This window comes from Sphingobium sp. SG1 (genome assembly GCF_057063145.1).
Window position 1 is genome coordinate 20,711 of sequence record NZ_JBVVOJ010000019.1, and the last position, 22,078, is coordinate 42,788.

At 61.6% G+C, this 22,078-nt stretch carries 24 protein-coding genes and 1 pseudogene; 6 read left to right on the forward strand and 19 right to left on the reverse strand.

Annotation, left to right across the window (positions count from 1 at the left end; translation table 11 throughout):
* Positions 1-119: 119 nt before the first annotated feature.
* The 8 genes from AC0KVN_RS23925 to AC0KVN_RS23960 form a co-directional block, all read right to left on the reverse strand.
* Positions 120-602: an SRPBCC family protein gene (locus AC0KVN_RS23925; RefSeq protein WP_483656439.1), complete on the reverse strand. Its 483-nt coding sequence runs from the start codon at positions 600-602 to the stop codon at positions 120-122.
* Between the two features lie 40 nt (positions 603-642).
* Positions 643-1,062: a copper-binding protein gene (locus AC0KVN_RS23930; RefSeq protein ID WP_483656425.1), complete on the reverse strand. Its 420-nt coding sequence runs from the start codon at positions 1,060-1,062 to the stop codon at positions 643-645.
* Positions 1,063-1,133: 71 nt separating this feature from the next.
* Positions 1,134-4,319: an efflux RND transporter permease subunit gene (locus AC0KVN_RS23935; protein WP_483656426.1), complete on the reverse strand. Its 3,186-nt coding sequence runs from the start codon at positions 4,317-4,319 to the stop codon at positions 1,134-1,136.
* Complete coding sequence (locus tag AC0KVN_RS23940) at positions 4,316-5,860, reverse strand: efflux RND transporter periplasmic adaptor subunit (protein WP_483656427.1); 1,545 nt, start codon at positions 5,858-5,860, stop codon at positions 4,316-4,318. The genes AC0KVN_RS23935 and AC0KVN_RS23940 overlap by 4 nt, the downstream gene beginning before the upstream one ends.
* Positions 5,857-7,059 (reverse strand): TolC family protein, encoded by a 1,203-nt coding sequence (locus AC0KVN_RS23945; RefSeq protein WP_483656428.1) that lies wholly within the window; start codon positions 7,057-7,059, stop codon positions 5,857-5,859. Before AC0KVN_RS23945 ends, AC0KVN_RS23940 begins: the two co-directional genes overlap by 4 nt.
* A gap of 400 nt (positions 7,060-7,459) precedes the next feature.
* On the reverse strand, positions 7,460-7,747 hold the full coding sequence (locus tag AC0KVN_RS23950) for a hypothetical protein (RefSeq protein WP_483656429.1): 288 nt from the start codon (positions 7,745-7,747) through the stop codon (positions 7,460-7,462).
* A 90-nt stretch (positions 7,748-7,837) separates the two neighbouring features.
* Positions 7,838-8,191, reverse strand: a complete 354-nt coding sequence (locus AC0KVN_RS23955) for a hypothetical protein (RefSeq protein ID WP_483656430.1) — start codon at positions 8,189-8,191, stop codon at positions 7,838-7,840.
* Positions 8,192-8,210: 19 nt separating this feature from the next.
* Positions 8,211-8,336, reverse strand: coding sequence for a copper-binding protein (locus AC0KVN_RS23960; protein WP_483656431.1), 126 nt, complete (start codon positions 8,334-8,336; stop codon positions 8,211-8,213).
* A gap of 41 nt (positions 8,337-8,377) precedes the next feature.
* On the opposite strand from AC0KVN_RS23960, the gene AC0KVN_RS23965 reads away from it, so the two are divergent.
* On the forward strand, positions 8,378-8,638 hold the full coding sequence (locus tag AC0KVN_RS23965; protein ID WP_483656432.1) for a hypothetical protein: 261 nt from the start codon (positions 8,378-8,380) through the stop codon (positions 8,636-8,638).
* Positions 8,639-8,673: 35 nt separating this feature from the next.
* Here AC0KVN_RS23965 and AC0KVN_RS23970 read toward each other — a convergent pair whose 3' ends face one another.
* Entirely contained in the window at positions 8,674-9,234 is a 561-nt protein-coding gene (locus tag AC0KVN_RS23970; RefSeq protein ID WP_483656433.1) for a recombinase family protein, read from the reverse strand.
* 170 nt (positions 9,235-9,404) lie between these two features.
* Positions 9,405-9,827, reverse strand: coding sequence for a MerR family transcriptional regulator (locus AC0KVN_RS23975; protein ID WP_014072603.1), 423 nt, complete (start codon positions 9,825-9,827; stop codon positions 9,405-9,407).
* 76 nt (positions 9,828-9,903) lie between these two features.
* Here AC0KVN_RS23975 and AC0KVN_RS23980 point away from each other — a divergent pair, with 76 nt between their 5' ends.
* From AC0KVN_RS23980 to AC0KVN_RS24000, 5 genes and pseudogenes are all read left to right on the forward strand, one after another.
* Complete coding sequence (locus AC0KVN_RS23980) at positions 9,904-10,299, forward strand: mercuric transporter MerT family protein (protein ID WP_014072602.1); 396 nt, start codon at positions 9,904-9,906, stop codon at positions 10,297-10,299.
* Positions 10,300-10,311: 12 nt separating this feature from the next.
* Positions 10,312-10,641, forward strand: a complete 330-nt coding sequence (locus AC0KVN_RS23985) for a heavy-metal-associated domain-containing protein (RefSeq protein ID WP_082052513.1) — start codon at positions 10,312-10,314, stop codon at positions 10,639-10,641.
* A gap of 79 nt (positions 10,642-10,720) precedes the next feature.
* Entirely contained in the window at positions 10,721-12,097 is a 1,377-nt protein-coding gene (gene merA, locus AC0KVN_RS23990) for a mercury(II) reductase (RefSeq protein ID WP_021222959.1), read from the forward strand.
* Between the two features lie 91 nt (positions 12,098-12,188).
* Positions 12,189-15,147 (forward strand): annotated as a pseudogene (locus AC0KVN_RS23995) (Tn3 family transposase).
* 220 nt (positions 15,148-15,367) lie between these two features.
* Entirely contained in the window at positions 15,368-15,598 is a 231-nt protein-coding gene (locus AC0KVN_RS24000) for a hypothetical protein (RefSeq protein WP_129965682.1), read from the forward strand.
* Here AC0KVN_RS24000 and AC0KVN_RS24005 read toward each other — a convergent pair whose 3' ends face one another.
* From AC0KVN_RS24005 to AC0KVN_RS24045, 9 genes are all read right to left on the reverse strand, one after another.
* The gene (locus tag AC0KVN_RS24005) at positions 15,599-16,642 is read right to left on the reverse strand and encodes a relaxase/mobilization nuclease domain-containing protein (RefSeq protein WP_004213271.1); all 1,044 of its coding nucleotides are present in this window, start codon (positions 16,640-16,642) and stop codon (positions 15,599-15,601) included.
* Positions 16,629-17,180 (reverse strand): plasmid mobilization relaxosome protein MobC, encoded by a 552-nt coding sequence (gene mobC, locus AC0KVN_RS24010; protein WP_004213273.1) that lies wholly within the window; start codon positions 17,178-17,180, stop codon positions 16,629-16,631. Before mobC ends, AC0KVN_RS24005 begins: the two co-directional genes overlap by 14 nt.
* A 190-nt stretch (positions 17,181-17,370) precedes the next feature.
* On the reverse strand, positions 17,371-18,396 hold the full coding sequence (locus tag AC0KVN_RS24015; RefSeq protein WP_013054030.1) for a ParB/RepB/Spo0J family partition protein: 1,026 nt from the start codon (positions 18,394-18,396) through the stop codon (positions 17,371-17,373).
* A complete protein-coding gene (locus AC0KVN_RS24020; RefSeq protein WP_483656434.1) occupies positions 18,393-19,151 on the reverse strand; it encodes a ParA family protein in 759 nt (252 codons plus the stop codon). Before AC0KVN_RS24020 ends, AC0KVN_RS24015 begins: the two co-directional genes overlap by 4 nt.
* Before the next feature lie 30 nt (positions 19,152-19,181).
* A complete protein-coding gene (locus AC0KVN_RS24025; RefSeq protein ID WP_004213276.1) occupies positions 19,182-19,529 on the reverse strand; it encodes a hypothetical protein in 348 nt (115 codons plus the stop codon).
* Positions 19,530-19,538: 9 nt separating this feature from the next.
* Positions 19,539-19,790 carry a helix-turn-helix transcriptional regulator gene (locus AC0KVN_RS24030; RefSeq protein WP_007016081.1) on the reverse strand — a complete coding sequence of 84 codons (252 nt, stop codon included), beginning with the start codon at positions 19,788-19,790 and terminating at the stop codon, positions 19,539-19,541.
* A gap of 107 nt (positions 19,791-19,897) precedes the next feature.
* Positions 19,898-20,212: a single-stranded DNA-binding protein gene (locus tag AC0KVN_RS24035; RefSeq protein ID WP_004213277.1), complete on the reverse strand. Its 315-nt coding sequence runs from the start codon at positions 20,210-20,212 to the stop codon at positions 19,898-19,900.
* 393 nt (positions 20,213-20,605) lie between these two features.
* On the reverse strand, positions 20,606-21,304 hold the full coding sequence (locus AC0KVN_RS24040; protein ID WP_004213279.1) for a recombinase family protein: 699 nt from the start codon (positions 21,302-21,304) through the stop codon (positions 20,606-20,608).
* On the reverse strand, positions 21,294-22,028 hold the full coding sequence (locus AC0KVN_RS24045; protein ID WP_006953917.1) for a sigma factor-like helix-turn-helix DNA-binding protein: 735 nt from the start codon (positions 22,026-22,028) through the stop codon (positions 21,294-21,296). The genes AC0KVN_RS24040 and AC0KVN_RS24045 overlap by 11 nt, the downstream gene beginning before the upstream one ends.
* Positions 22,029-22,078 lie beyond the last annotated feature (50 nt).

Sequence of the window (22,078 nt, forward strand, 5' to 3'; positions counted from 1 at the left end):
AACCGGCGGGCGGGTGCGGCAGGCAAGGAAACAGGCGAGAGAGCATATGCAGGTCCTCAATATCAACGCATCGTCAACGAGGCAGGGATGGCGCGACGCGCCCCTCATAAATTCAAGCGTCAATGTCGGTGTCGTGTGCTCCGGCGCTGAAGCCGGTTCGGTTGTCGCCTGGGCGAGGGCGTGAAATAGCTTTGGAGCCATTCGATCGGCGTCTTGTAGATCGGCAGTGCACGGCGCTGGATGAACCCACTTGGCAGCACGGCGGGGAGGAATCCTGTGAAGCTGGCGCCGTGCTTCACAAGGGTTCCCCCCACGGTCTCGGACAGCTCAAAACGCTCCTCGATCCAGATCAGGCCTCGAATTCCGAGTTCGAACACCAATGTGCGCGGCGCCTCGAGTTCCTTGACCACGGCCGTGGTATCCCATCGACGCGGCCCTGCCGGGTCCAGGCGAAACCAGTAGCCGACCTTCGCGCCCTTTTCGGCCACGCCTTCCAGCTCCAGGAACGGATGCCATTGCCGAAAATGCGCGAAGTCCGTGAGTGTGCGCCAGACCCGGTCTGGCGCAGCTTCAATCACGATGGCTGATGTGACCTCGATCATCAGACCCACAATTCCGATCCTGGTGAGAACGGATTGCCGATCACTGCTTCTTGATCGCGGTGACCACGCCCTCGCTCCCCTTGACGGTGAGATCGAACGCGACCTGATCGCCCATGGCGACGCCGGAAAGCAGCTTGGGATCGGCCTTGAAAGTCATGGTCATCGCCGGCCACTTCACTTCGGGAATGGCGGAATGCGCGATCGTAACGGTGCCGGCAGCCGGGTCGATGGCGGTGACCTTGCCCGTTGCCTTAGCCATTGTGGTCTCAATCGCCGCCGGGCTCGCCATGTTCGACATATTGTCCATGTTCGACATAGAGTCCGATGGCGCCATGCCTGACATGGCGCTGTTGGTTTCGGCGCTGTTGGCCGCGCTCGGCGCTTCGCTCGCAGTCTTCGAGCCACAGGCGCCAAGGAGGACTGCGACGCTAAGAGCGGATGCGGTGTAGATCAGTTTCACGACTATTCTCCTTCGGTTATGGTCCAACGACAGGATGGACTTCGGTTAGGGGCCCGCATCCGGAGCCGGCGCTAGGCCGGCTCCGGATGGGCCGCTTTGAGCTTCGGCGCCTCGTCTTCGGGGTCGCCGGCGCGGTGTAGGAAACGCTTCACGCCGAGCAGCTTGTAGATCGTCGGCAAGACGAACAACGAAAGCAGCGGAGCGGTGATCATGCCGCCGATCATGGGAGCGGCGAGGCGCTGCATGACCTCGGATCCGGTCCCGGTGCCGATGAGCAACGGGAACAGTCCGGCGAGGATGACCGCTGCCGTCATCGCCTTCGGGCGCACGCGCAGAACCGCGCCCTCCATCAGGGCGTCTTCGAGATCCTCGGCCGTCGAGAATTTGCCCGCCTCGATGCGCTCCTCGATTGATCGATCGAGATAGACCAGCATGATGACGCCGAACTCCGCGGCGAGGCCCGACAGCGCGATGAACCCGACTGCCGTGGCGATCGAGAAGGCGTGGCCGAGCAGATAGATCAGCCAGACGCCGCCGACGAGTGCGAAGGGCAGTGTCGACAGCACGATCAACGCTTCCCGCGCCCTTTTGAAGGCCAGGAACAGAAGCAGGAAGATCACGGCGATCGTCGCGGGAACGATCCACATCAGGCGTTGGGAAGCGCGCTCGGCATATTCGAACTGCCCGGACCAGACCATCGAGTAGCCGGGAGGAAGCGGAACCTCCTTGGCGACGCGCCGCCGCGCTTCGTTGACGAACCCGACAATGTCACGGCCGCGAACATCGATATAAACCCAGGCCGACGGCCGGGCGTTTTCGCTCTTCACCATGACTGGGCCATCAGCGATCGCGATCCTGGCGACCGCGCCGAGCGGAACGATACCGCCCGTCGGTGCGACGATGGGCAGGTTCTGCAGGGCCTCCACGCTGTCCCGGCTTTCGCGCGGGAAGCGGACATTGATCGGGAAGCGCGCCAGGCCTTCGATCTTCTGATCGACCTCCATGCCGCCGACGGCGGCCGCCGCGGTGTTCTGGACGTCCTTGATCGAGAGGCGATAGCGCGCGGCGGCAAGCCGATCGATCTGGACATCGATATAACGGCCGCCCAGGATCTTGTCCGAGATCGCGGAGGACGTGCCAGGGACACCCTTGACCACCTGCGCAACCTTGGCGCCAAGCCGGTCGAGCGTCGCCAGATCGGGTCCCGTGACCTTCACGCCCACCGGGCTCTTGATACCGGTCGCGAGCATGTCGATGCGGTTGCGGATCGGCGGCACGAACACATTGGCGAGACCCGGCACTTTGACCCGCGAGTCCAGTTCGGCAACGATCTTGTCCATCGTCATGCCCGGCCGCCATTCGCTTTGCGGCTTTAGCTGGATGGTGGTCTCGAACATCTCGATCGGAGCCGGGTCGGTGGCGGTGTCGGCGCGGCCGGCTTTGCCGAACACGGTCTTCACCTCGGGTATCGTCTTGATCATCCGGTTGGTCGTCTGGAGCAGCTCGGAGGCTTTCGACGCCGAGAGGCCGGGCAGCGCGGTCGGCATGTACAGAAGATCGCCTTCCGCGAGCGCCGGCAGGAACTCACCGCCCAGCCGCGAAACCGGCCAGGCCGTGGCAAGGATGGCCGCGAGGGCAAGGCCCAGCACGAGCTTGGGCTTGCGCATCGCCCAGGTCAGCGCCGGGCGATAGGCCGAGATGAGGAACCGGTTGATCGGGTTCTTTTCCTCGGGGAGGATCTTGCCCTTGATGAACATGATCATCAGCACGGGGATCAGCGTCACCGACAAGCCCGCCGCGGCCGCCATCGAATAGGTCTTGGTGAGGGCGAGCGGCCTGAACAGCTTGCCTTCCTGCGCTTCCAGCGAGAACACCGGCAGGAACGAGAGGGTGATGATGAGGAGCGAGAAGAAGAGCGCGGGGCCGACTTCGACGGCTGCCTCGATCAGGGTGCTGCGCCGCAACTTCTCGGTCATGCCGCCATGTTCATGCTCGGCATGTTCGAGCTTCTTGTGGGCATTCTCGATCATGACCACGGCGGCATCGACCATCGCGCCGATCGCGAGCGCGATGCCGCCGAGCGACAGGATGTTCGCGTTCACGCCCTGTATGTACATGATGATAAACGCAGCGAGCACACCGAGCGGCAGCGTCAGGATCGCTACAAGCGACGATCGGAAGTGCAGGAGGAAGATCACGCAGACGATCGCGACGACGATGAACTCCTCGAGCAGCTTGTGCGTGAGATTCTCGACCGCCCGATCGATGACGCTCGTGCGATCATAGACGGTCACGACCTCAACACCCGGCGGCAGGGACGCTTTCAGGTCTTCGAGCTTTGCCTTGACGGCATCGATCACCGAGCGCGTGTCGGCGCCGGCACGAACGACGATGACGCCGCCGGCTACTTCTCCCTGGCCGTTGAGCTCGGCGATGCCGCGCCGGAAGTCGGGCACGATCTGGACGCGCGCGACGTCGCCGATCGTGATCGGCACGCCGGTCTCGCTCACCTTGAGCGGGATGTTACGGAAGTCGTCGAGGCTTTTGAGATAGCCGCCGACGCGGATCATATATTCCGCTTCCGCGCGCTCGATCACCGAGCCGCCTGTCTCGTTGTTGGCGGTCTTGATCGAGTCCGTCACGTCGTTGAGCGAGATACGGTAGAGTTGAAGTTTCTCCGGGTCGACCTGGACCTGGAAGGCGCGGACCATGCCGCCGACGCTCGCCACCTCGGCGACGCCTGGGATTTCCTTGAGCTGATATTTGAGGGACCAGTCCTGGAGGGCGCGCAACTGCCCGAGGTCGCTGTGCCCGGTCTTGTCGACCAGGGCATATTCATAGGCCCAGCCCACGCCGGTCGCGTCGGGACCCAGCGCCGGCGTCACGCCGGCCGGCATGCGCCCGGCCGCCTGATTGAGATATTCGAGCGTTCGCGACCGCGCCCAGTAGAGGTCGGTGCCATCCTCGAAGATCACCGTGACGAAGGAATCGCCGAAGAAGGAGAAGGCGCGCACCGCCTTCACTTTCGGCGCCGAAAGCATCGTCGTGGCCAGCGGATAGGTCACCTGGCTCTCGACGATCTGCGGCGCCTGGCCCGGATAGGGCGTGCGGATGATCACCTGGACGTCCGACAGGTCGGGCAGAGCGTCGAGAGGGGTGCGGTTCACCGCAAAGATGCCGGCTGCCGCAAGGAAGGCGGCCGCCAGAAGAACGATCAGCTGGTTGGCGGCCGACCAACGGATGATGCGCTCGATCATTGCGCACCCTCCGGGGAGAGGCGCGTGATGGTCGGCGTCTTGCCGGCATCGGGTTTGCTGAACGCAAAGGTGACGCGCTCACCGGCTTTGTGACCGCGCAGGAGCGACGCATTCTGGACCGGGAAGGTCATGGTCATGGCGGGCCAGCCGATGGCCGGGAGCGGACCATGGGCGAGCGTCACATTGGCACCCGCCGTGTCGAGCGATTTGATGACGCCTTTCCCCTCGATGAGATTCGACTGATTTTCGGGTTGCCGTCCGCCCGGCATGGGCATCGGCTGCGGCTGGGTGGCTACCGGCTGTCCGCGCGACAGACGCTCGATGAGGCCAGCAAGCGAGGCTTCGGAGTCGATTAGGAACTGGCCCGAGACGACGACGACATCATTCTGCGCGAGGCCACGCTGGATCTCGGTTTTCTCGCCGACGGTGCGGCCGAGCTGCACTTCGACCGGTATGAAGCCGCCGTTGCGCTGCGTGATTACGACGTTGCGCTTACCGGTCGAAATGACCGCCTCGCTCGGCACGACCAGGGCGTTCGTGCTGCTGCCCGCGATGGTGAGATTGGCGAACATGCCGATCTTCAGGCTGCCATCGCCGTTGGGAAGGACGACACGGACCCGCCCGGTGCGAGCCTCCGGATCGAGCGTCGGGAAGATATAGTCCACCCGGCCCTGCCTCACTTCGCCGGGATAGCTGGAGAAGCTGATCTGGACAGGCTGGCCGACCTTCACTTGTCCAAGCGACACTTCGGGAACCTCGGCGACCACCAGGACCTGCGACAGGTCGGCAAGCGTCAGGATCGACTGCCCGACCTCGACGCGTGCGCCGGGCCGGGCGCCGATTTCGGTAACAACGCCCGAACGCGGCGCAAATACGTCATAAGTACGCTGGGGTTTGCCGCCTCGATCTAGGTTGCGGATCGTGCCCTCGGGCAGGCCGAGCAGCGTCAGGCGCTGCCGCGTCGCGCGCTGCAAGTCGGGCGTGATGGTCGATCTGCCGATACGCAGGAGTGCCGTATATTCCTGCTGCGCTCCGAGCAGTTCGGGAGAGTAGACGCTGGCGACGCGATTGCCGGCCGAGATCTTCTCGCCGACCGCTCTGACGTTGAGCTGCTCGACATAGCCGGGCGTGAGTGTCTGGACAGCGGCGATGCGGCGTTCGTCGACCTCGACGCGGCCGACCACGATGACCGAAGGCGAGAGGTTGGCATATTCGACGCGTGTGGTTCGAATGCCGAGATTTTGCTGGACCTGGCTCGAGACCGCGATGCCGCCGTCGCCAGCCTCATCGGCATATTTGGGCATGAGGTCCATGTTCATCGACGACTTGCCGGGAGCATTATAACGCTCGGCAGGCAGCATGGGATCGAACCAGTATTTCACGCGCCGGCCCGAAGCGTCCTGAACGACGCCATCGATGACACCACCCTTGCCGCCTCCCCCTGCGGCATGATTGCCCATAGTGAGCCAATAGCCACCGACGGCGGCGAGCAACACTGCGATCGCGGCACCCGCCGCGAGGATTGATTTCTTCCTGGTCATTTCGCGACGTCCTGTGAGAGGTAAGAGATCTCGGTCGCGGCGCGGGCACGCTTTGCCCGCTCCTCAAGCGTCTGGATGGCGGTTTCGACATACCGTCGCACGAGCGACAGCGGCAGTTCGAGCGTTCCCTGGCCTGCACCGTAACGAGCCTCCGCCGCATCGAACGAAGCCTCGAGAGAGGGCACCGACTGTTTGGTGAGGATCGTAAGCTGCGCGTCCGCGGCCTGATAATCCGCGACGGCCGCATAATATTGGCCGCCGAGGTCTCGCCGCATGTCGGCCGCCCGAAGCCGGGCGGCCGCCTCCCGTTCCGATGCCTCGGTGATGCGCCGATCCTGGAGCTTCGAGCGATTGAGCAGTAGCGGGATGCTCAGCGTCACGCCGGCATAATCGCCATAGTCGGGCCGGAACGAGTAGTTCAGGCCCCAGCTGACGTTGGGCCTGCGATCCCTGCGAGCCATGTCCGTCCGCCGCCGCGCGGCCGTTTCCTCGGCATCGGCAAGTCGAACTTCGGGATGAGCAGCCGGGTCGAACTTGGTGTCGACATCGGCTGGGAGGTCGATCGCGGGAATGCCTGTCGGCAGCGGCCGCCGGGCGGCTTCGCCAATCCATCGCGCCAGCTCCGCACGCGCCCGAATTTCCTGGCCTCGTGCCTCGGCAAGCTGCACCTCCGCAAGCGAGATTTCCGCTTGCATCTGCAGGGCAGTCGATGGCGTCGATGCACCGGTCGGAATGCCGGCTTCCATCACCCGATGCCCCACCTGGAGATCGGAAATGATGCGGGCCAGCAGCTTTTGCTTGGCGTTCGCTTCGACAGCGTTGATCCAGGCGATCATCACGCTGCGCCTGATCCGGCGTTCCTGCACGCTGCCTTCGGTTCGGCTGACGACGGCATCGGCGCGAAGCGCTGCAGCGGCGGCCTCGCGCTTCGAGCGCCGCACCTCCTCGCGCATGAAGCCGATCGTGTACATCGTAAAGTCGTCACGATTGGGGCTGAACGCGATTGGGCCGGTTACAGGATAGGACTGGACGCTGCCCGTAAGCACGGGATCAGGTTTCGTGCCTGCCGCAATCGCGGCTTCTTCCGACGCCTTCGCGTCGCGCTCATAGGCGGCAATGCTGGGCTGATCGCCCCGCGAAAGCGCGATGGCTTCGTTGAGACTGAGTTCCGGACCCGCAGTGACGGGCACCCCGTTCATATAGGGATCCATGTGATCCAGACCGGCCTGAGCCGATGAAGGTGCCGGCACCAGAAGCAGGAGCGAAAGAGCGGTCGTAACTGATCTTGCAAGCCGGGCCTTGTTGTTGCTCCATGTGTCGTTCTTACGTCGGATAGTTCGGAGGCCGAGCGAAATATTCTGTTGAAGCCTTCGGGTCATATCGATGTCCTTTCAGCGGAGCCACGACAGCATGAAGGCAGGTCCCGGCCGCAATAAGGGTGCTTATGTATCAGGTCGCCACGCATTTGGGGCGCCTCGAACGGGCATTCCAGCCGCTTGGGGACGCTGAAAAGCTGGACACTGTCGGCGAGGCGAGGGTTACCCCGCCGACAACTCCGTCCCGAGCGTGCTCTATGGCACGGCCGGGAGAACACCCGGATCAGCTTCCTGCCTTGTCCATCTTCATGCAGTCGGCGGCTTTCTCCGCCGAGGCGTGCATCATGGCGCAATCGCAGTTCGCGGACTTCGCCTGCTCGCTCGCAGCGGCGGCATTGGCCGGAACCCAGACGCGAACCGGAGCACGCAGCGGAGCACGCGGCCCATAGGAGGGCTGGGAGCGCCATTCCCAATGGCCAGTTTCCGGAGGGGGCGTGGTGTCCTGTGCGAAGGCGGGCGCGGACATGGTGAGCGCGGCCGCCAGCGCGGCCAGAACGGTGAAAGTCTTCATGATCGTATTCCTTGAGCTGAATTGAATGGATTGCCGCTCCGGGATGCCCAGGCATTCGATTGCCCGACGAGCCCGCTACGGCCGGCAGATTCAGCCAAGGAGAGACGGTGGATGATGCTCAGGAACAGAATCGCTGCCGATGAGCACCTTGGAGGTTGCCCAGAAGATCTGGGGTTCGGCGAACTGGCGCACCAACACTGGTGCACCGACGCTCGGCAGGCCAACAGTCGTGATGCAACCCATGGTCGCGATACACTTCAGGGTGAGACCGTGGCAGGGCTTCTTGTCAGGCTGCTGCTGCATCATCTCCATGCAGTTCGCGTCCATTTCCCGCAGCGGCGCAACCCTGACGGCCATCTCCGGACCCGCCGCATAGGCAGCCGTCTGCAGGAGCAGCCCCATGAAGGCTCCCACGAACAGTAAAAGGCGCAACAATCGCTTCATCTTGGTAGCTGTCTGTTCCTCAGTTCGCCTGGATGGCCGTCACTTCAGGTGCCGTGCCGCCGGTCGTTACCGTAAACCGGACTTTCTGGCCAGCCCTGATGCCGCCGAGCAGCGATGCTGGGTTGGCCTTGAACGACATGGTCATGGCAGGTGGATTGCCGCTAATGAGTCTACGGCCTAAGCGAAGTGGGTAAACAGTTGGAACGCCCTCTGACAGACGTTGAGCAATTGCTTACAAATGTGGGCGACGACGCCCATGAAATCACCCTTGCTACCGAGACGATCATAACAGCCCTCAAGCTGCAACGTGATGCGCTCGCGATCCAAAGCTCTCGCCGTAGAACACGCTTCGGCTCGATGCTTCTGCTCATGATCCCCGTGTTCTTCGTAGGTTTGATGATTGGCACATCATACGGGATAGGCGTCACCTCAAGCTTTGTACGCTGAACAACGATTTTCCGGACATAATGTGAACATTGGTGTCAGGCATCGGCGCGAAGGTACTGGTAGAGGGTTTCGCGGCTGATGCCCATGTCGCGCGCGATGGTCGCCTTGCGTTCACCGGCGGCAACGCGGCGGTGCAGATCGGCAATCATCTCATCCGAGAGCGACCGTTTCCGCCCCCGATAGGCGCCGCGCTGCCGAGCGATCGCAATGCCTTCGCGTTGCCGTTCGCGGATCAGGGCGCGCTCGAACTCAGCAAACGCACCCATGACCGAGAGCATCAGATTGGCCATCGGGGAGTCCTCCCCCGAGAAGGACAGGCTTTCCTTCTCAAACTCGATCCGGATACCTCGCTTGGTGAGGCCCTGGACCAGCTTGCGCAGGTCATCCAGATTGCGGGCCAACCGATCCATGCTGTGGACGACGACGGTATCGCCTTCGCGGGCGAAAGTGAGCAGAGCCTCAAGCTGGGGGCGGTTGACGTCCTTGCCCGATGCCTTGTCGGTGAAGGTCCGATCGAGCGACTGACCTTCCAATTGGCGATCCACATTCTGATCGAACGTGCTGACCCGGACATAGCCGATCCGTTGCCCCTTCACTGCGCACTCTCTCCATCAAAATGTCAGGTTGAAATCTATGATACGCAACGACATTCGTCAACAAATTCCGTTTAGTACCCTAATCTGACAGAAACCGCGGTAGCGCCCTGACGTCCGGTTAGGCTATACTCCAAGCTGACATCACAAAATCAAATCCCTCAAAGATGGCGTCAATTGCCTTGATGGGGTAAAAACTGGAGTGCTTCCAGGATGGGACATTCGGCAACGTCATCTCCAGTGCATCTGGCTAACGTGGTCGCCAGCGTCACCTCTATCTTCTGCAAATCTGCAATGCGGCGGCGGACATCTTCAAGGTGGAGTTCGGTTCTCGCCATAACCTCCGCGCAGGTTTGTGCACCGGTATCGGTGAGCGACAACAATGACCGTATCTCATCCATTGCATAGCCAAGGTCGCGCGCGCGCAGGATGAACTGCAACCTTTGCACCAGTTCCGGCGAATAGACGCGGTAGCCGTTGGAACTGCGAGGCGGCCCCGGCAGCAATCCCACCTTCTCGTAATAGCGGATGGTTTCGAGATTGCAGCCTGTTTTCCGGGCAAGCTGGGCACGCAAGATGCCGACCTGTTGCTCCATGAAAATACCTCTTGAGTCTGTAGTGGCTACAGAGCCTACACTGCGAATCACTCAGTTGGAACAAGGGATTCAAGCCATGGTCTCAACGCCGGAAGCGGGACAGCCAGCCCTCACCGAAAACCACGAGCCGAAGCAGGCAAACTGGGTTGCGGCGGGCGCATTGATCGGCGCGGGGCTCGCCTCGGCTTGCTGCGTCGTCCCGCTACTGTTGGTTATGCTCGGAATTTCCGGCGCGTGGATCGCCAACCTGACGGCGCTCGAACCTTACAAGCCCTATGTCGCAGGCGTAACGCTCGCGCTGCTCGGCTACGGCTTCTGGCATGTCTATTTCAAGCCGAAACCGCCCTGTGAAGACGGTTCCTACTGCGCTCGTCCACAATCGGCTTGGACCACCAAGGCGGTGCTGTGGCTGGGCCTTGCCGTCGCCATCCTGGCGCTCACCATCGACTGGTGGGCACCCTGGTTCTATTGAAAGGAAATACCCATGAAAAAGACAGTATGTATCGCTATGGCCGTGCTGGCTATGGCTGGCGGCGGGGTCGCCTATGCAGTTAGTGGCACGGCGCAAGATCGCCCCGCGGCTACCGCAACCGCTCAGAAGCAAACCACCTTTGCCATAGAGAACATGACCTGCGCCACCTGCCCGATCACCGTGAAGAAGGCGATGGAAGGCGTCGCCGGGGTAACGGCGGTCACGGTCGATTTCGCAGCCAAGACCGCGCGCGCAACCTATGACCCGCGCCGCACCAATGCTGCTGCGATTGCCGCTGCATCAACCAACGCGGGTTATCCGGCGCGCGCTATTCAAAACTGAGCGGGGCGCCGCCAGCGCCTCAAGAAAGCGATAAGCAATGAACGACTGTTGCAACCGCCCCGGGCAGGAAGGATTTGACGTGGCCGTCATCGGCGCGGGTTCTGCCGGGTTCTCCGCCGCGATCGCCGCTGCCGATCTGGGCGCGAAAGTGGCGCTCGTCGGTCACGGCACGATTGGCGGCACCTGTGTCAATGTTGGCTGCGTTCCTTCCAAGACGCTGATCCGCGCCGCCGAAGCGGTGCATGGTGGGCTTGCCGCCGCGCGCTTTCCCGGCCTTGGGGGCGCTGTCCAGATGGATGACTGGTCCGTATTGGCGGCGTCGAAGGACGATCTTGTCACGACGCTGCGCCAAAAAAAATATGTCGATCTGCTGCCCGCCTATGACGGTGTGAGCTATATCGAGGGCAAGGCACGCTTTGCCGATGGTGCGCTGATTGTCGGCGATGCGCCCATGAAGGTCGGCAAGGTCATATTGGCGATGGGTGCGCACGCCGCCGTGCCGCCGATTCCGGGGATGGACAGCGTGCCCTACCTAACCAGCACATCGGCGCTGGCGCTGGATCGCTTGCCCAAATCGCTACTGGTGATCGGTGGCGGGGTGATCGGGGTAGAACTGGGACAGATGTTTTCGCGTCTGGGCGTTGATGTCACCATCTGCTGCCGAAGCCGCCTGCTCCCCGAAATGGACCCGGAAGTGAGTGCCGCGCTGAAAAACTATTTGGAAGCCGAGGGCGTGCGGGTTTGCGCAGGTGTCGGCTATCAGCGTATCGCCCAAACACAGAGCGGGGTCGAATTGACCTGCGAGGGGCATTGTGACACCGTCGCGGCGGAACAGGTGCTCATCGCCACCGGACGCCGACCCAATAGCGACGGGCTTGGGCTGGAGGAGCGCGGCATAGTGCTTGCCCGTAATGGTGGAATCGTCGTCGATGACCACCTCGAAACGTCGGTTCCAGGCATTTACGCGGCGGGCGATGTAACGGGACGGGACCAGTTCGTCTACATGGCCGCCTATGGCGCAAAACTGGCCGCGCGCAACGCGGTGACGGGCAACCAATACCGCTACGACAATTCCTCCATGCCATCCGTCGTCTTCACCGACCCGCAAGTCGCCAGCGCCGGCCTCACTGAAACGACAGCACGGGCGCAAGGCCTGGACATCAAGGTTTCGCTGCTCCCGCTCGATGCTGTGCCAAGGGCACTGGCAGCACGCGATACGCGGGGTCTCATCAAACTGATTGCCGACAAGGCGAACGACCGTTTGCTGGGCGGCCAGATCATGGCACCCGAAGGCGCGGATTCGATCCAGACACTGGTGCTGGCGATCAAACACGGCATGACCACCCTGGAATTGGGTGCAACGATATTTCCTTACCTGACCACTGTGGAAGGCCTCAAACTGGCGGCCCAAACGTTTGATAAGGATGTCGCCAAACTGTCTTGCTGCGCCGGGTGATTGCTCGGGGATCAACCGGCAACGAATGGCCTCCCTCCAGTGCAAGCCGCTTTGGTGTCAATTTTGTTATTCGCCTCAGCGGGAGAGCAAAATGGCACGACGCCGACTTCTGACCGGAGACGAGCGCCGGCGCCTGTTCGATCCTCCTGTCCAAGAAACCGCGATCATTGGGCATTATACCCTTTCTGCGGAAGATGTTGAATTGGTTGGGCGCCGCTATGGTCCAGCAAATCGCCTCGGTCTGGCTGCACAAATCGCTTTGATGCGACATCCCGGCTTTGGTCTGCAACCCGAGATCGGGCTTCCCGACGTCATTCTTCAGTACCTCGCGGCACAGTTATTCGTCGATCCTTCCTCCTTCTCTGCGCGCGCAAACCCGTACCGATCATGCCGATCTCGTGGCGCGTTATCTTGGCATACGCCCGTTTCGACGCGGCGACCTGGCACTTGCCCTGAATCTTGCCGCGCAAGCCGCCGAGTATACAGACAGAGGTGAACCGATTGTTCGCGCCCTCATGGTTGGCCTGAAGGGTGAGCGGTTCATTCTTCCGTCAGGCGACACACTGGAACGCGCCGGTCTTGCTGGCCGGGCACGCGCACGCAAAGCTGCCGCAGCCGCAATCGTCGAAGGCCTCAGCTCTGCTGAACTGACACGGCTAGACGAACTCGTAATCAACAACCCGGATTTCGGCATGACACCGCTGGCGTGGTTGCGTAATTTCGAAGAAGCCCCGACTGCGGCCAATATCAATGGCTTGCTTGAGCGCCTGCGCTATGTTCGCGGCATAGGTATCCACCCGGTAGTTGGGGGCGCCATTCCGGAATTCCGCTTTGCCCAATTTGTCCGCGAGGGCGGCGTGGCACCGGCATTCCTGCTTTCGGATTACAGCGTCAATCGCAGGCGGGCGACGTTGACGGCCGCAGTGATCGACCTTGAGGCCAGACTTGCCGATGCCGCGATCCAAATGTTTGACCGACTTATCGGCGGCATGTTCACGCGCGCGCGGCGTGGGCGCGAGCGTCGCTACCAAGATAGTATTCAGTCGGTGGGGCAACTCATGCGGCTGTTTGGCGCCACGATTACAGCACTTGATGAGGCTGTCCAGAATGGCGGCGATCCGCTCGAATTGATTGACGAAGCGGTGGGCTGGCACCGGCTTGTTGCGGCAAAGGCCCAAGTAGATGCCCTTGCTGATCTTGCCGGCGAGGACGCACTGGTAACGGCAACCGAGCGTTACGCCACGCTACGGCGTTTCAGCCCGGCATTTCTGGACGCCTTCACCTTCAAGGCGTCTGGAACAGGGACGGCACTGATCAAAGCCATCGATGTCATTCGCGATGCGAACACACGAAAGTCGCGCGACCTTCCCGATGGCGTTCCACTGCCATTCCCCAATCGGCAGTGGAAGCGTCTCATCACCGAAAGCGGCCGTATCGACCGCCGACGTTATGAAATTGCGATCATGGCAACCTTGCGTGATCGTTTGCGCGCCGGTGATGTATGGATCGAGGGAACCCGCAACTATCAGCGCTTCGATGCCCATTTGCTGGGTCGGCGCGACGCCGCCAAAGTGGCGGATGTGCTTCCGTTCGATTCAAATGCTGCATCCTACCTCGCTGACCGGGCACGAAATCTTGACTGGCGGCTGCGCCGATTTGCCAAGCAGTTGAAAACAAACAAGCTTGAGGGAGTGTCGCTCGAACGAGACCGGCTCAAGCTTCAGCAAATGCCGCCTGTCACCCCACCGGAAGCTGAAGCCCTCGATCGCAAGCTCGATACCCTGCTTCCCCGCGTGCGCATCACCGAGCTGCTGCTTGAAGTCGCCGAACGCACTGGTTTTTTGAACGCATTCCGTGACCTGCGCTCAGGCAAGGAGCACGACAACCCCAGCACGGTACTCGCCGCAATTCTGGCTGATGGCACCAACCTCGGGCTGGAGCGGATGGCCAATGCCAGCGAAGGCGTCAGCTATGCCCAACTCGCATGGACCCACAACTGGTATCTTTCACCCGAGAACTATCAGGCCGCGCTGGCCATGATCATCTCAGCCCATCACGAATTACCCTTCGCGCGGCATTGGGGCGCTGGCACCAGTTCGTCGTCCGATGGCCAGTTCTTCCGGTCGGGGCGGAGCCGTTCAGGGGCGGCGGACGTCAATGCCAAATATGGCGCCGAACCTGGCGTGAAAATCTATTCTCACCTTTCCGATCACTTCGCATCATTCGGATCACGGATCATGTCCGCGACGGCAGGTGAAGCGCCTTACGTGCTCGACGGGCTTGTCCTGGGCGCCGGCAACCTTCCGTTGCATGAGCACTATACCGATACCGGCGGCGCCACCGATCATGTTTTCGCACTCTGCCACCTACTCGGGTTCCGCTTCGCGCCCCGGCTGCGCGATATTGGCGACCGCAAGCTGGGTTCGATCGCTGCGCCATCGACATACAAGGGCATCGAAAATCTGATGGGCCGCACCATCAAAACGGCAGCGATCGAGGCCGATTGGGATGACATCGTCAGGATTGTCGCCTCAATCAAGGATGGCACGGTGGCGCCGTCAGTAATCTTGCGAAAACTTGCCGCCTACAAACGCCAGAACAGGCTGGATTTTGCATTGGCTGAACTGGGCCGTATCGAGCGCACTTTGTTCACGCTCGATTGGCTTGAACAACCGGAACTGCGACGTGCCTGTCAGGCCGGTCTCAACAAAGGCGAGGCGAGGCACACGCTTGCCGCCGCCATCTATACCAACCGGCAGGGTCGGTTCACCGATCGCTCGCTGGAAAATCAGGAATTTCGCGCATCTGGGCTGAACCTGCTGATTGCGGCGATTTCCTACTGGAACACGGTCTATCTCGACCGGGCCGCCCAGCACCTCAACGCTGTCGGCACGACGTTCGATGCGGCACTGCTTGCGCACCTTTCTCCGATGGGCTGGGCGCACATCAGTCTGACCGGCGATTACCTCTGGGAGCAGGCCAGGCGACTTCCAGCAGGTGAATTCCACCCACTCAACGAGCCAATGGCGCGGTTGAAGCGTGTAGCGTAGCCCATGTTCCGCTTATGTCCGAGAAATCGTTGTCTGGCGAACAAACCTTGAGGTGACGCCGGATAGATGAAGGTCGGGCGCGGGAGCGTGAAGCCTTAAAGTATCCGATGCTACCACAGCTGTCCGTAGATCGTGACAGGCTCAAAACTGACGGAAGGTAGAGCGGTGGCAGCTGCCACCGCTTGCGATCTCTTGATGGGCTATGGCCTCATGAGGCACGATGAAGAAATCTGACAGGGCAAAGAAACATACCGCCAAGGTAATCGAGGCGGCTGCACGCGCTCATGAAGCTCTCGACTATTTCAACGGCAACGTCACAAATCCGTTCGATGAGCTAACATGGCCCAGCATTGCCGAAGGTTATCTTCTAGTCGCACAGAAGGCGGTATCAGACGCATTGGTCGCTTTGGAACGTGCAAACAGCGTTGGTTGGACCAAGCACGGCCAATAACTATCGTCCTGGCCCTTCCCGCGAACGATCGCGGTTCCTAGATCGTTCGCTCTGCCGCTTCCGCTCCATCGCGGCTACCGATCGCTCATGAATTGTAGGCGTTCGCCCTGCCCCCACAAATTGCCGCACCTGGTCGGCAAGCTGGCGGTCAGCTGGATCGCTGCTTGTCTCAAGCCGCTTGGCGGCAGCTAGATAGCGGTGTTGCGTCTCATTCCATGCCTGCCGCCCGCGCACCACGAAATCCGGAGCGGTTGACCGCCCCGCCAGCTGGTCTCGCGCGGCCGCAGTGATCTTCTGATTGGCAAACGGCGCAGGTGCGGTGCCGGCCATGTAGCGCTGCCTCATCCGATTCAGGGCCATGCTCTGACCGGCTCGGCCGACACCACGCGCTGCGCGAGGCGTTGCCTCGGCAGTAACCCCCCTCGCCCGCAATTCCTCTGCAAAGCGCTCCCGGTAATGATGCAGCGTTTGAGGTCGCGGGTTGAAGCGTTGCCCTGTGTCGCCGCGCGCGGCAACCGTCACATGCACGTGGGGCCGCGGTGTGTCCGTATGCAGCGCCAGGACGTAATCCCACTCATGCCCGATCTCGCTGCGCGCGACCTCGCGCACCGCTGAAAGAACCTTGTCGGGGTCTGTCCCTGCCGGCATCGAAAAAACCATGCTCACGGCGGCTACGGTAGAATTGTCACGCCAATAGACAGGATCGCCCCAATCGCGCGCCAGCTCCGCCCGAGCTTCCTTGTCAGTCAGTATGTCGCCATCACGCGTTTCAAGCGGCACATCGCCTTTCCGGCCGATATAGTCGAAATGCGCAGCCGCGTGGTTCTTGCCCTTCGGCCTGCCCGTAACCTTGACCATGACCTCCGGGGCACGGCTGACAACGCGAGCAAGCCGCGCCCGCGTGCTCCCGCCCTGGCCTGCCCGCCTCGAACTCAGCGAGCGCAGCAACATATCGGCCCCGCGCCTGTTCGGGTCGCTGGTCAGCTTTGGTTTGAACAGCGCGGCAAGCTGTCCCGCCTCAAAGCTGCTATCAAAGTCGCTCACTGGAAACCTCCCAATAGGACAGGTCAGCTTTCGTAGCGGCGCCGATACCTTCGACGGCCGCGCCGATCGCCGCGCGCAGGTCGTTGACCTTTTGCAGCTCGCCGGCGATCTCCGCTGCATTGTCCGCCAGCGCCATCTTGTTAGCGGCTCGGGCGATCTGATTCACGTTGCGCCCAATGCGCTGCAACGCCTGACGGCAATTCAACAGCTCTTCGCGCAATTCGCGATCGACAGGCGCGGCAATGCCGATGTGTCGACGCACAAGAGCCATGGCCCAGGTCGCCGGGGTCATGCGGCGCTCTTTTGCGCGATGGCGGATCACGGCCAGTTCGGTTTCGGTCGGCCGAAGATAAAGGCGATGCTCGCCAGCGGCCTCGCGGTCAACAAGAGGTGCGGCCTCGCTGGCCGCCCCGGACTGCCGGAGCACGGCGTCAACCAGTTGACGCATGAAGGGGCCGCGCCCTCCCCTCGTCTGCGCAAGCGCGTCAATCTTTGCGAGCTTGGTTGCCTCGATCTTGAAGCCCAGCGTCTTTTCCATGTGGGGTAGGTATCTCCCAACCGTGAAGCGCGATCCGATAGGATTGAGCGTATCGGTTAACATTAGCCGCCGCAAGGCTTATCCTGCCATACAGTAGATACCTACCCCACAAACAAAAAGCGGTGGCAACTGCCACCGCTCTAAATTCCACGTCGCCTCGATGCTGAGAGAACGTGGACGGTAAAAGCTATCAGAAGTCGAAGGTTTGGGGCGCGGCCTCGCCGTCGAACCGAACCGTGACCTGGCCACTTAGAACAATCCCGCGACGGCCCTGAATGATGATAGCCGGTGCGTCGGTAGCCTCTTTCGGCTGACGGGGGGCGCGCGGCTTGTGATCGGAAGGATCGGCAAGCACGGCCCCGTCCCCTTCCCGCTCGTCGTCGTGAGCGTCCAGTTCAGGCCGCTCCCGACGATCGTCCGTCGCACTGGTAGCAGCTGCCACCAAGGCGCGCGATTCTTGGGGCGACGCTGGATCGTCGATCGCTTTAGCGGCACCGGCCTGCGCGGTCTCTTCCTCGGGGCTGCCTTGGAGCGTAGCAAGAAACTGCTCACAGGCGGCGGCTGTCGGATTTTCGTTTGCTGCCACGAAATTGCGCGTGGCCTGCTCGTCCAGCTCGATCGCGTGTTTGATCGCGACGGCGGCACGCGGAGAACAATTCTTCAACGCGGCAAGAATGTCCTCGGGCAAGGTGCGCAGCGAGTAGAGCCGCTTCACTTCCGAATGCGGCTTGGCGATGCGCGCGGCTAGATCCTTTGTCGAGAGCGTGTCACTGACGCGGCTCGCGATGAAACTGACGCGCTCAGCCAGACTTAGGGCTTGGCGTTGCTCGTTCTCAAGAAACTGGTCGAGGCCAATATCGCGCTCGGCGTCCGCCTGATCCAGAACGGTGTCGATCTGGTCGAAACCAAGCTGGCGGCACGCGCGATAGCGCCGCTCTCCGTAGCGGATGATGTAGCGACCGTTCGATGTTGGCGCGACAACGATGGGTTGCAGCAAGCCGCGGTCCTTGATGGTTGCGGCCAGTGCATCAATCTCGGCCTGGTCGAACTCCCGGCGAACCTGCGTGGGGTCTGGATCAATGTCATCGAGCGGAAGGCGCTGAAACCGTCCAGCTGCCTTGAACTCGGTATTCGCGGGGACGGCCGAAAAGTCCATCGCGTCCATATCGAAGTCGGCAAAGCTCTTCTTCGCCGGTTTGACAGCTGCCTTGCTCATGCGGCTTCCCTCTCAGCTTGATCGACAATGTAGGAGACGACTTCGCGCACGATCGGCGCGCTACGCCGCGTGTCCTTTGCCAAGCGCCAAACGGGAATTTCGAGTAAAGCCGCCTCGCGCATGTGCTCGCGGTGCGGAATGGTGTGCGGCACCACATTGGCAGGAAGCGCCTGCCCAATGCGGTCCATCAGCATTTTTGAAACTTCGCTCGTTGTCTGAACGCGGTTGAACACGATCCCGAACCGGGTCGCGTTACCCTCCCCGCGCACCTTGTTTGCAAGGCTGATGCTTTGCGAGATTTCGTTGAGCGACTGACGCGCGGTTTTGTCGGGGTCCAGTGGGACCGCGACATAATCGGACGCAATCAGCGCCATGAGGTTCCGGCCATCCCACGCGGGCGCAGTGTCGATCACGCAGTAGTCGTAGTGCTTGGCAAGGCCGGCACGAATGGCGCGGACATAAGCGCCGATGTGCTGGCCTTGCTGCGGGCTGTCAGTCGTCAACTCGACGATCTGCCGTGTGTTCTTGAAACAGGCCAGCGCCGGAGGTTCTTCGTTCGGGTCGAAGTCAAGAATCGACTGAACCGGGCCGATCTGGTCGAACTCGGCTTTCAGCATCCCGGCACTGTGGCATTGCTTATCCAGGTCCAGGACCACGACACGCTTGCCCTGCTCGGCCAGATGCCACGCAATATGACAGGTAAGCGTGGTCTTGCCGATGCCGCCGCGCTCATTGGTCACTACGATTGTTCGCATTGAGAATCCCTTCAATGGCTGCGCCACGGGCTACTTGTGCCAGCGGTTATGAGCGGCGCTGTTTCCCGATCCGAAGCGATACTGCGACTGCATATACCATGGGTTCGGATCGTCGTTCAGGTTGAGGCCCTTGCCCTTGCGGCGCGGGCCGGTCTGTTCGGTTGGTGGGTCTTTGCCGAAGAAAACGATCAGCACGAAGACGGCGACGGCTCCCACTCCTAGCCAGCCAAAAGCGAAATAGGCCGCGAGTCCGACTGCAAGGACGACGATCAGCGCGGTTGCCGCGATCGCAAGCCACAGGGCAAGCGATGCCCAAAGCATGACAGTCCGTAGCACGCTGGCTGCGCGCCGAAGTTTGCTGGCAATCTCACGGCGCATAGCGGCCTCCTAAGCTGTTCGGCTCTCGCCTCGCTCGGAGCCGATCAGCTTAGGGAAAGGCTGCTCCCTGAAGATGTTCGGCACCTCGGTTCGCAGGGCACGCGACATACGTAGCGCCGTCAGCAAAGTGGCGTCCTGTCTGCCGTTCTCGATGGCCGCGACTGTTTCAGGGGAGACTTGAATCCTCGCTGCCAGCTCGGATTGCGTAAGTCCGGAAGCGACGCGCAAGCTCGCTACACGATTGAACAGTTTGGCTGCCACACATGCCTCACGTAGTTAAACCCTATTCTTGTTAGGGTCTGTGAAAAGCATTGTCCACAAAAAAGGGCGGCCACCAGGCCGCCCGTTTTAGGTGAAAGGGGGGGGGCTTAGTCAGCCCCGCCCCGAACCAAGATACCCAGCCCCTCAGCGATCAGGTCCACCGAGTAGCGGGTTTCGCCATTGCTCTCGTAGCTGTTCTGGCGGACCCGTCCGGTGATGTGAACCAGGTCGCCCTTGCCCAAGTCAGCGGCGCGCTCTGCCAGCTGGCGGAAGAACGTCACGCGGTTCCAGTGCGTATCGGTCTTCCATTCATCGCCATCCTTGCGGTTGTAGTTCGCGGCGACGGAAACATGGGTGACTTTATCGGTCGTATCGACACTGCCAACGCGGCCGATGATCCGAAATTCAGCGATGTTCTGCATGGTAGTCTCCTTTGGATAAGCGTTGCTGACGGATTTTTTGCGGCGGAGCTGAGCTACGCGGGCAAGCTGAAAATGGGAGGGTCCGCTTGCGGAAACCCAAGGCCGAAGGCCGGTTTTCTGCTTGCCCGCATTAGTGGCGATGTGGAGTTCGTATCCGTCAGACAGCAACGCCCAAAGGAAACGGCCCGAGTAGATGCAGCAATTTGGACTGGCGGCGGTGGCAGCTGCCACTGGCCATTGGCACCCATAGGTCGCTGCGCTCGATCGGCACGGCGGGGATTGGAAAACCCTGTCGCGGCTCCGCCGCTCTTTCCGTAGCTGGCAGTCCGTTGACGCGGGCAGGGGACTGCCGGTGGCAGCTGCCACCGGCTTGAAGCCGAACAGAAAGGGCAATCAGCGGTTCCGCTCACGATGATTTCGCTGAGGGCTGGGTTCTTGCACCTGGGCGGCACGATGGGCCGCCCACACCCGCTTGACGGTGCTGCGGTCGCAATCGGCCAGCTCTGCCGTTTTGGCAATGCTCTTGCCCGCTTCGCGCAATGCCACAATGCGGGCGTGCGTTGCCCGATCGCCTTTGCGCCCTCCGCTGCGCCCTGCGGCCTTTGCCAAGGCGATACCTTGGCGCTGTCGCTCGCGGCGATCGGTGTAATCGTCGTGAGCCATCTGCAGGGCGATCTTCAAGAGCATCGCCTGAACAGATTCGAGCACGATGCGGGCGATGCCCTCGGCGTCGGCCGCGAGGTCGGACAGGTCCACGACGCCGGGAATGGCAAGTCGCGCGCCTCGCGCACGAATTGTCTCAACCAGCTGCTCGGCCTCGGCCAAGGGAAGACGACTAATCCGGTCAATCTTCTCGGCAATCACCACTTCACCGGGTTGAAGATCGGCAATCATACGCAGCAACTCGGGGCGGTCGGCACGGGCACCCGATGCCTTCTCCCGATAGACTGCCGCGACATAATAGCCCGCTGCCTTCGCCTCGGCTACGATGGCATCCTGTCGGCGTAAGTCTTGTGCATCGGTGCTGACGCGCAAATAAACGCGGCCGATCTGCGGCGCGAAGGCGGGGGACGGCTCAATATCAGTGGCCATCGTTTGTTGAAGCTTCCTTGCCTAGCTGGGGACCATCCGGGGGCGAGGCCAGCATGTTGGATATGCTGGCTTCTGCGCTCGCGATCGCATCGCGGATTTCATCGGCCTGTTCGCGCAGCGCCGCCAATTGGCGGTCGCGCGGCAAAATTGCCCTCAGCCAATTAGCGCGCTGCTCGATTTGAGCGATCTGTTCGGCAAAAAACTGAGCGTCGGATCTCATCCGATCAAGCTCAGCCTGCGCCACGCGTAGTTTGCGGTTCCAAGCGGAATCGCGCGCCTTCGCTCGCCTGACCTCGTCCCGGTCTTGCTTGGCTTTGCGCTTCCGCTCCTGATCTAGCGCCTTTTGCAAGGCATCGCGTTTCCTGATCCGCTCGGCCTCAGCCGCTTCATCACGCCTGCGCGCGATCAAAGCATCCAGCGCCGAACGATCGTGAATGTCTATGTTGTTGCAGACCCATCTGATCCTTCGGAATGCCTTGTCCTCGATTTGGCCGATGCGGCTTGGCGACACACCGACGATCTTTGCAGTCGCGGCAAGAGTGAGCGCGGGAGAGGGGCCAAGCCCGATCCGCAAGCGGACAACCTGTTGCTCATGCGGTTCCAGCATCGCGATCAACCGCTCGACGGTTCGATGGTCGGTGATCGGCCTCTCTACATCGCGCTTTGCAAGCCGAGCTGCGAACAGCTCCATGGCCGATTTCATCGCGTCGTCCTGACCGTCCATGCAGGGTTTGAACCTCGCTCGTCCAAATATGGCGCACAATCTATACCATC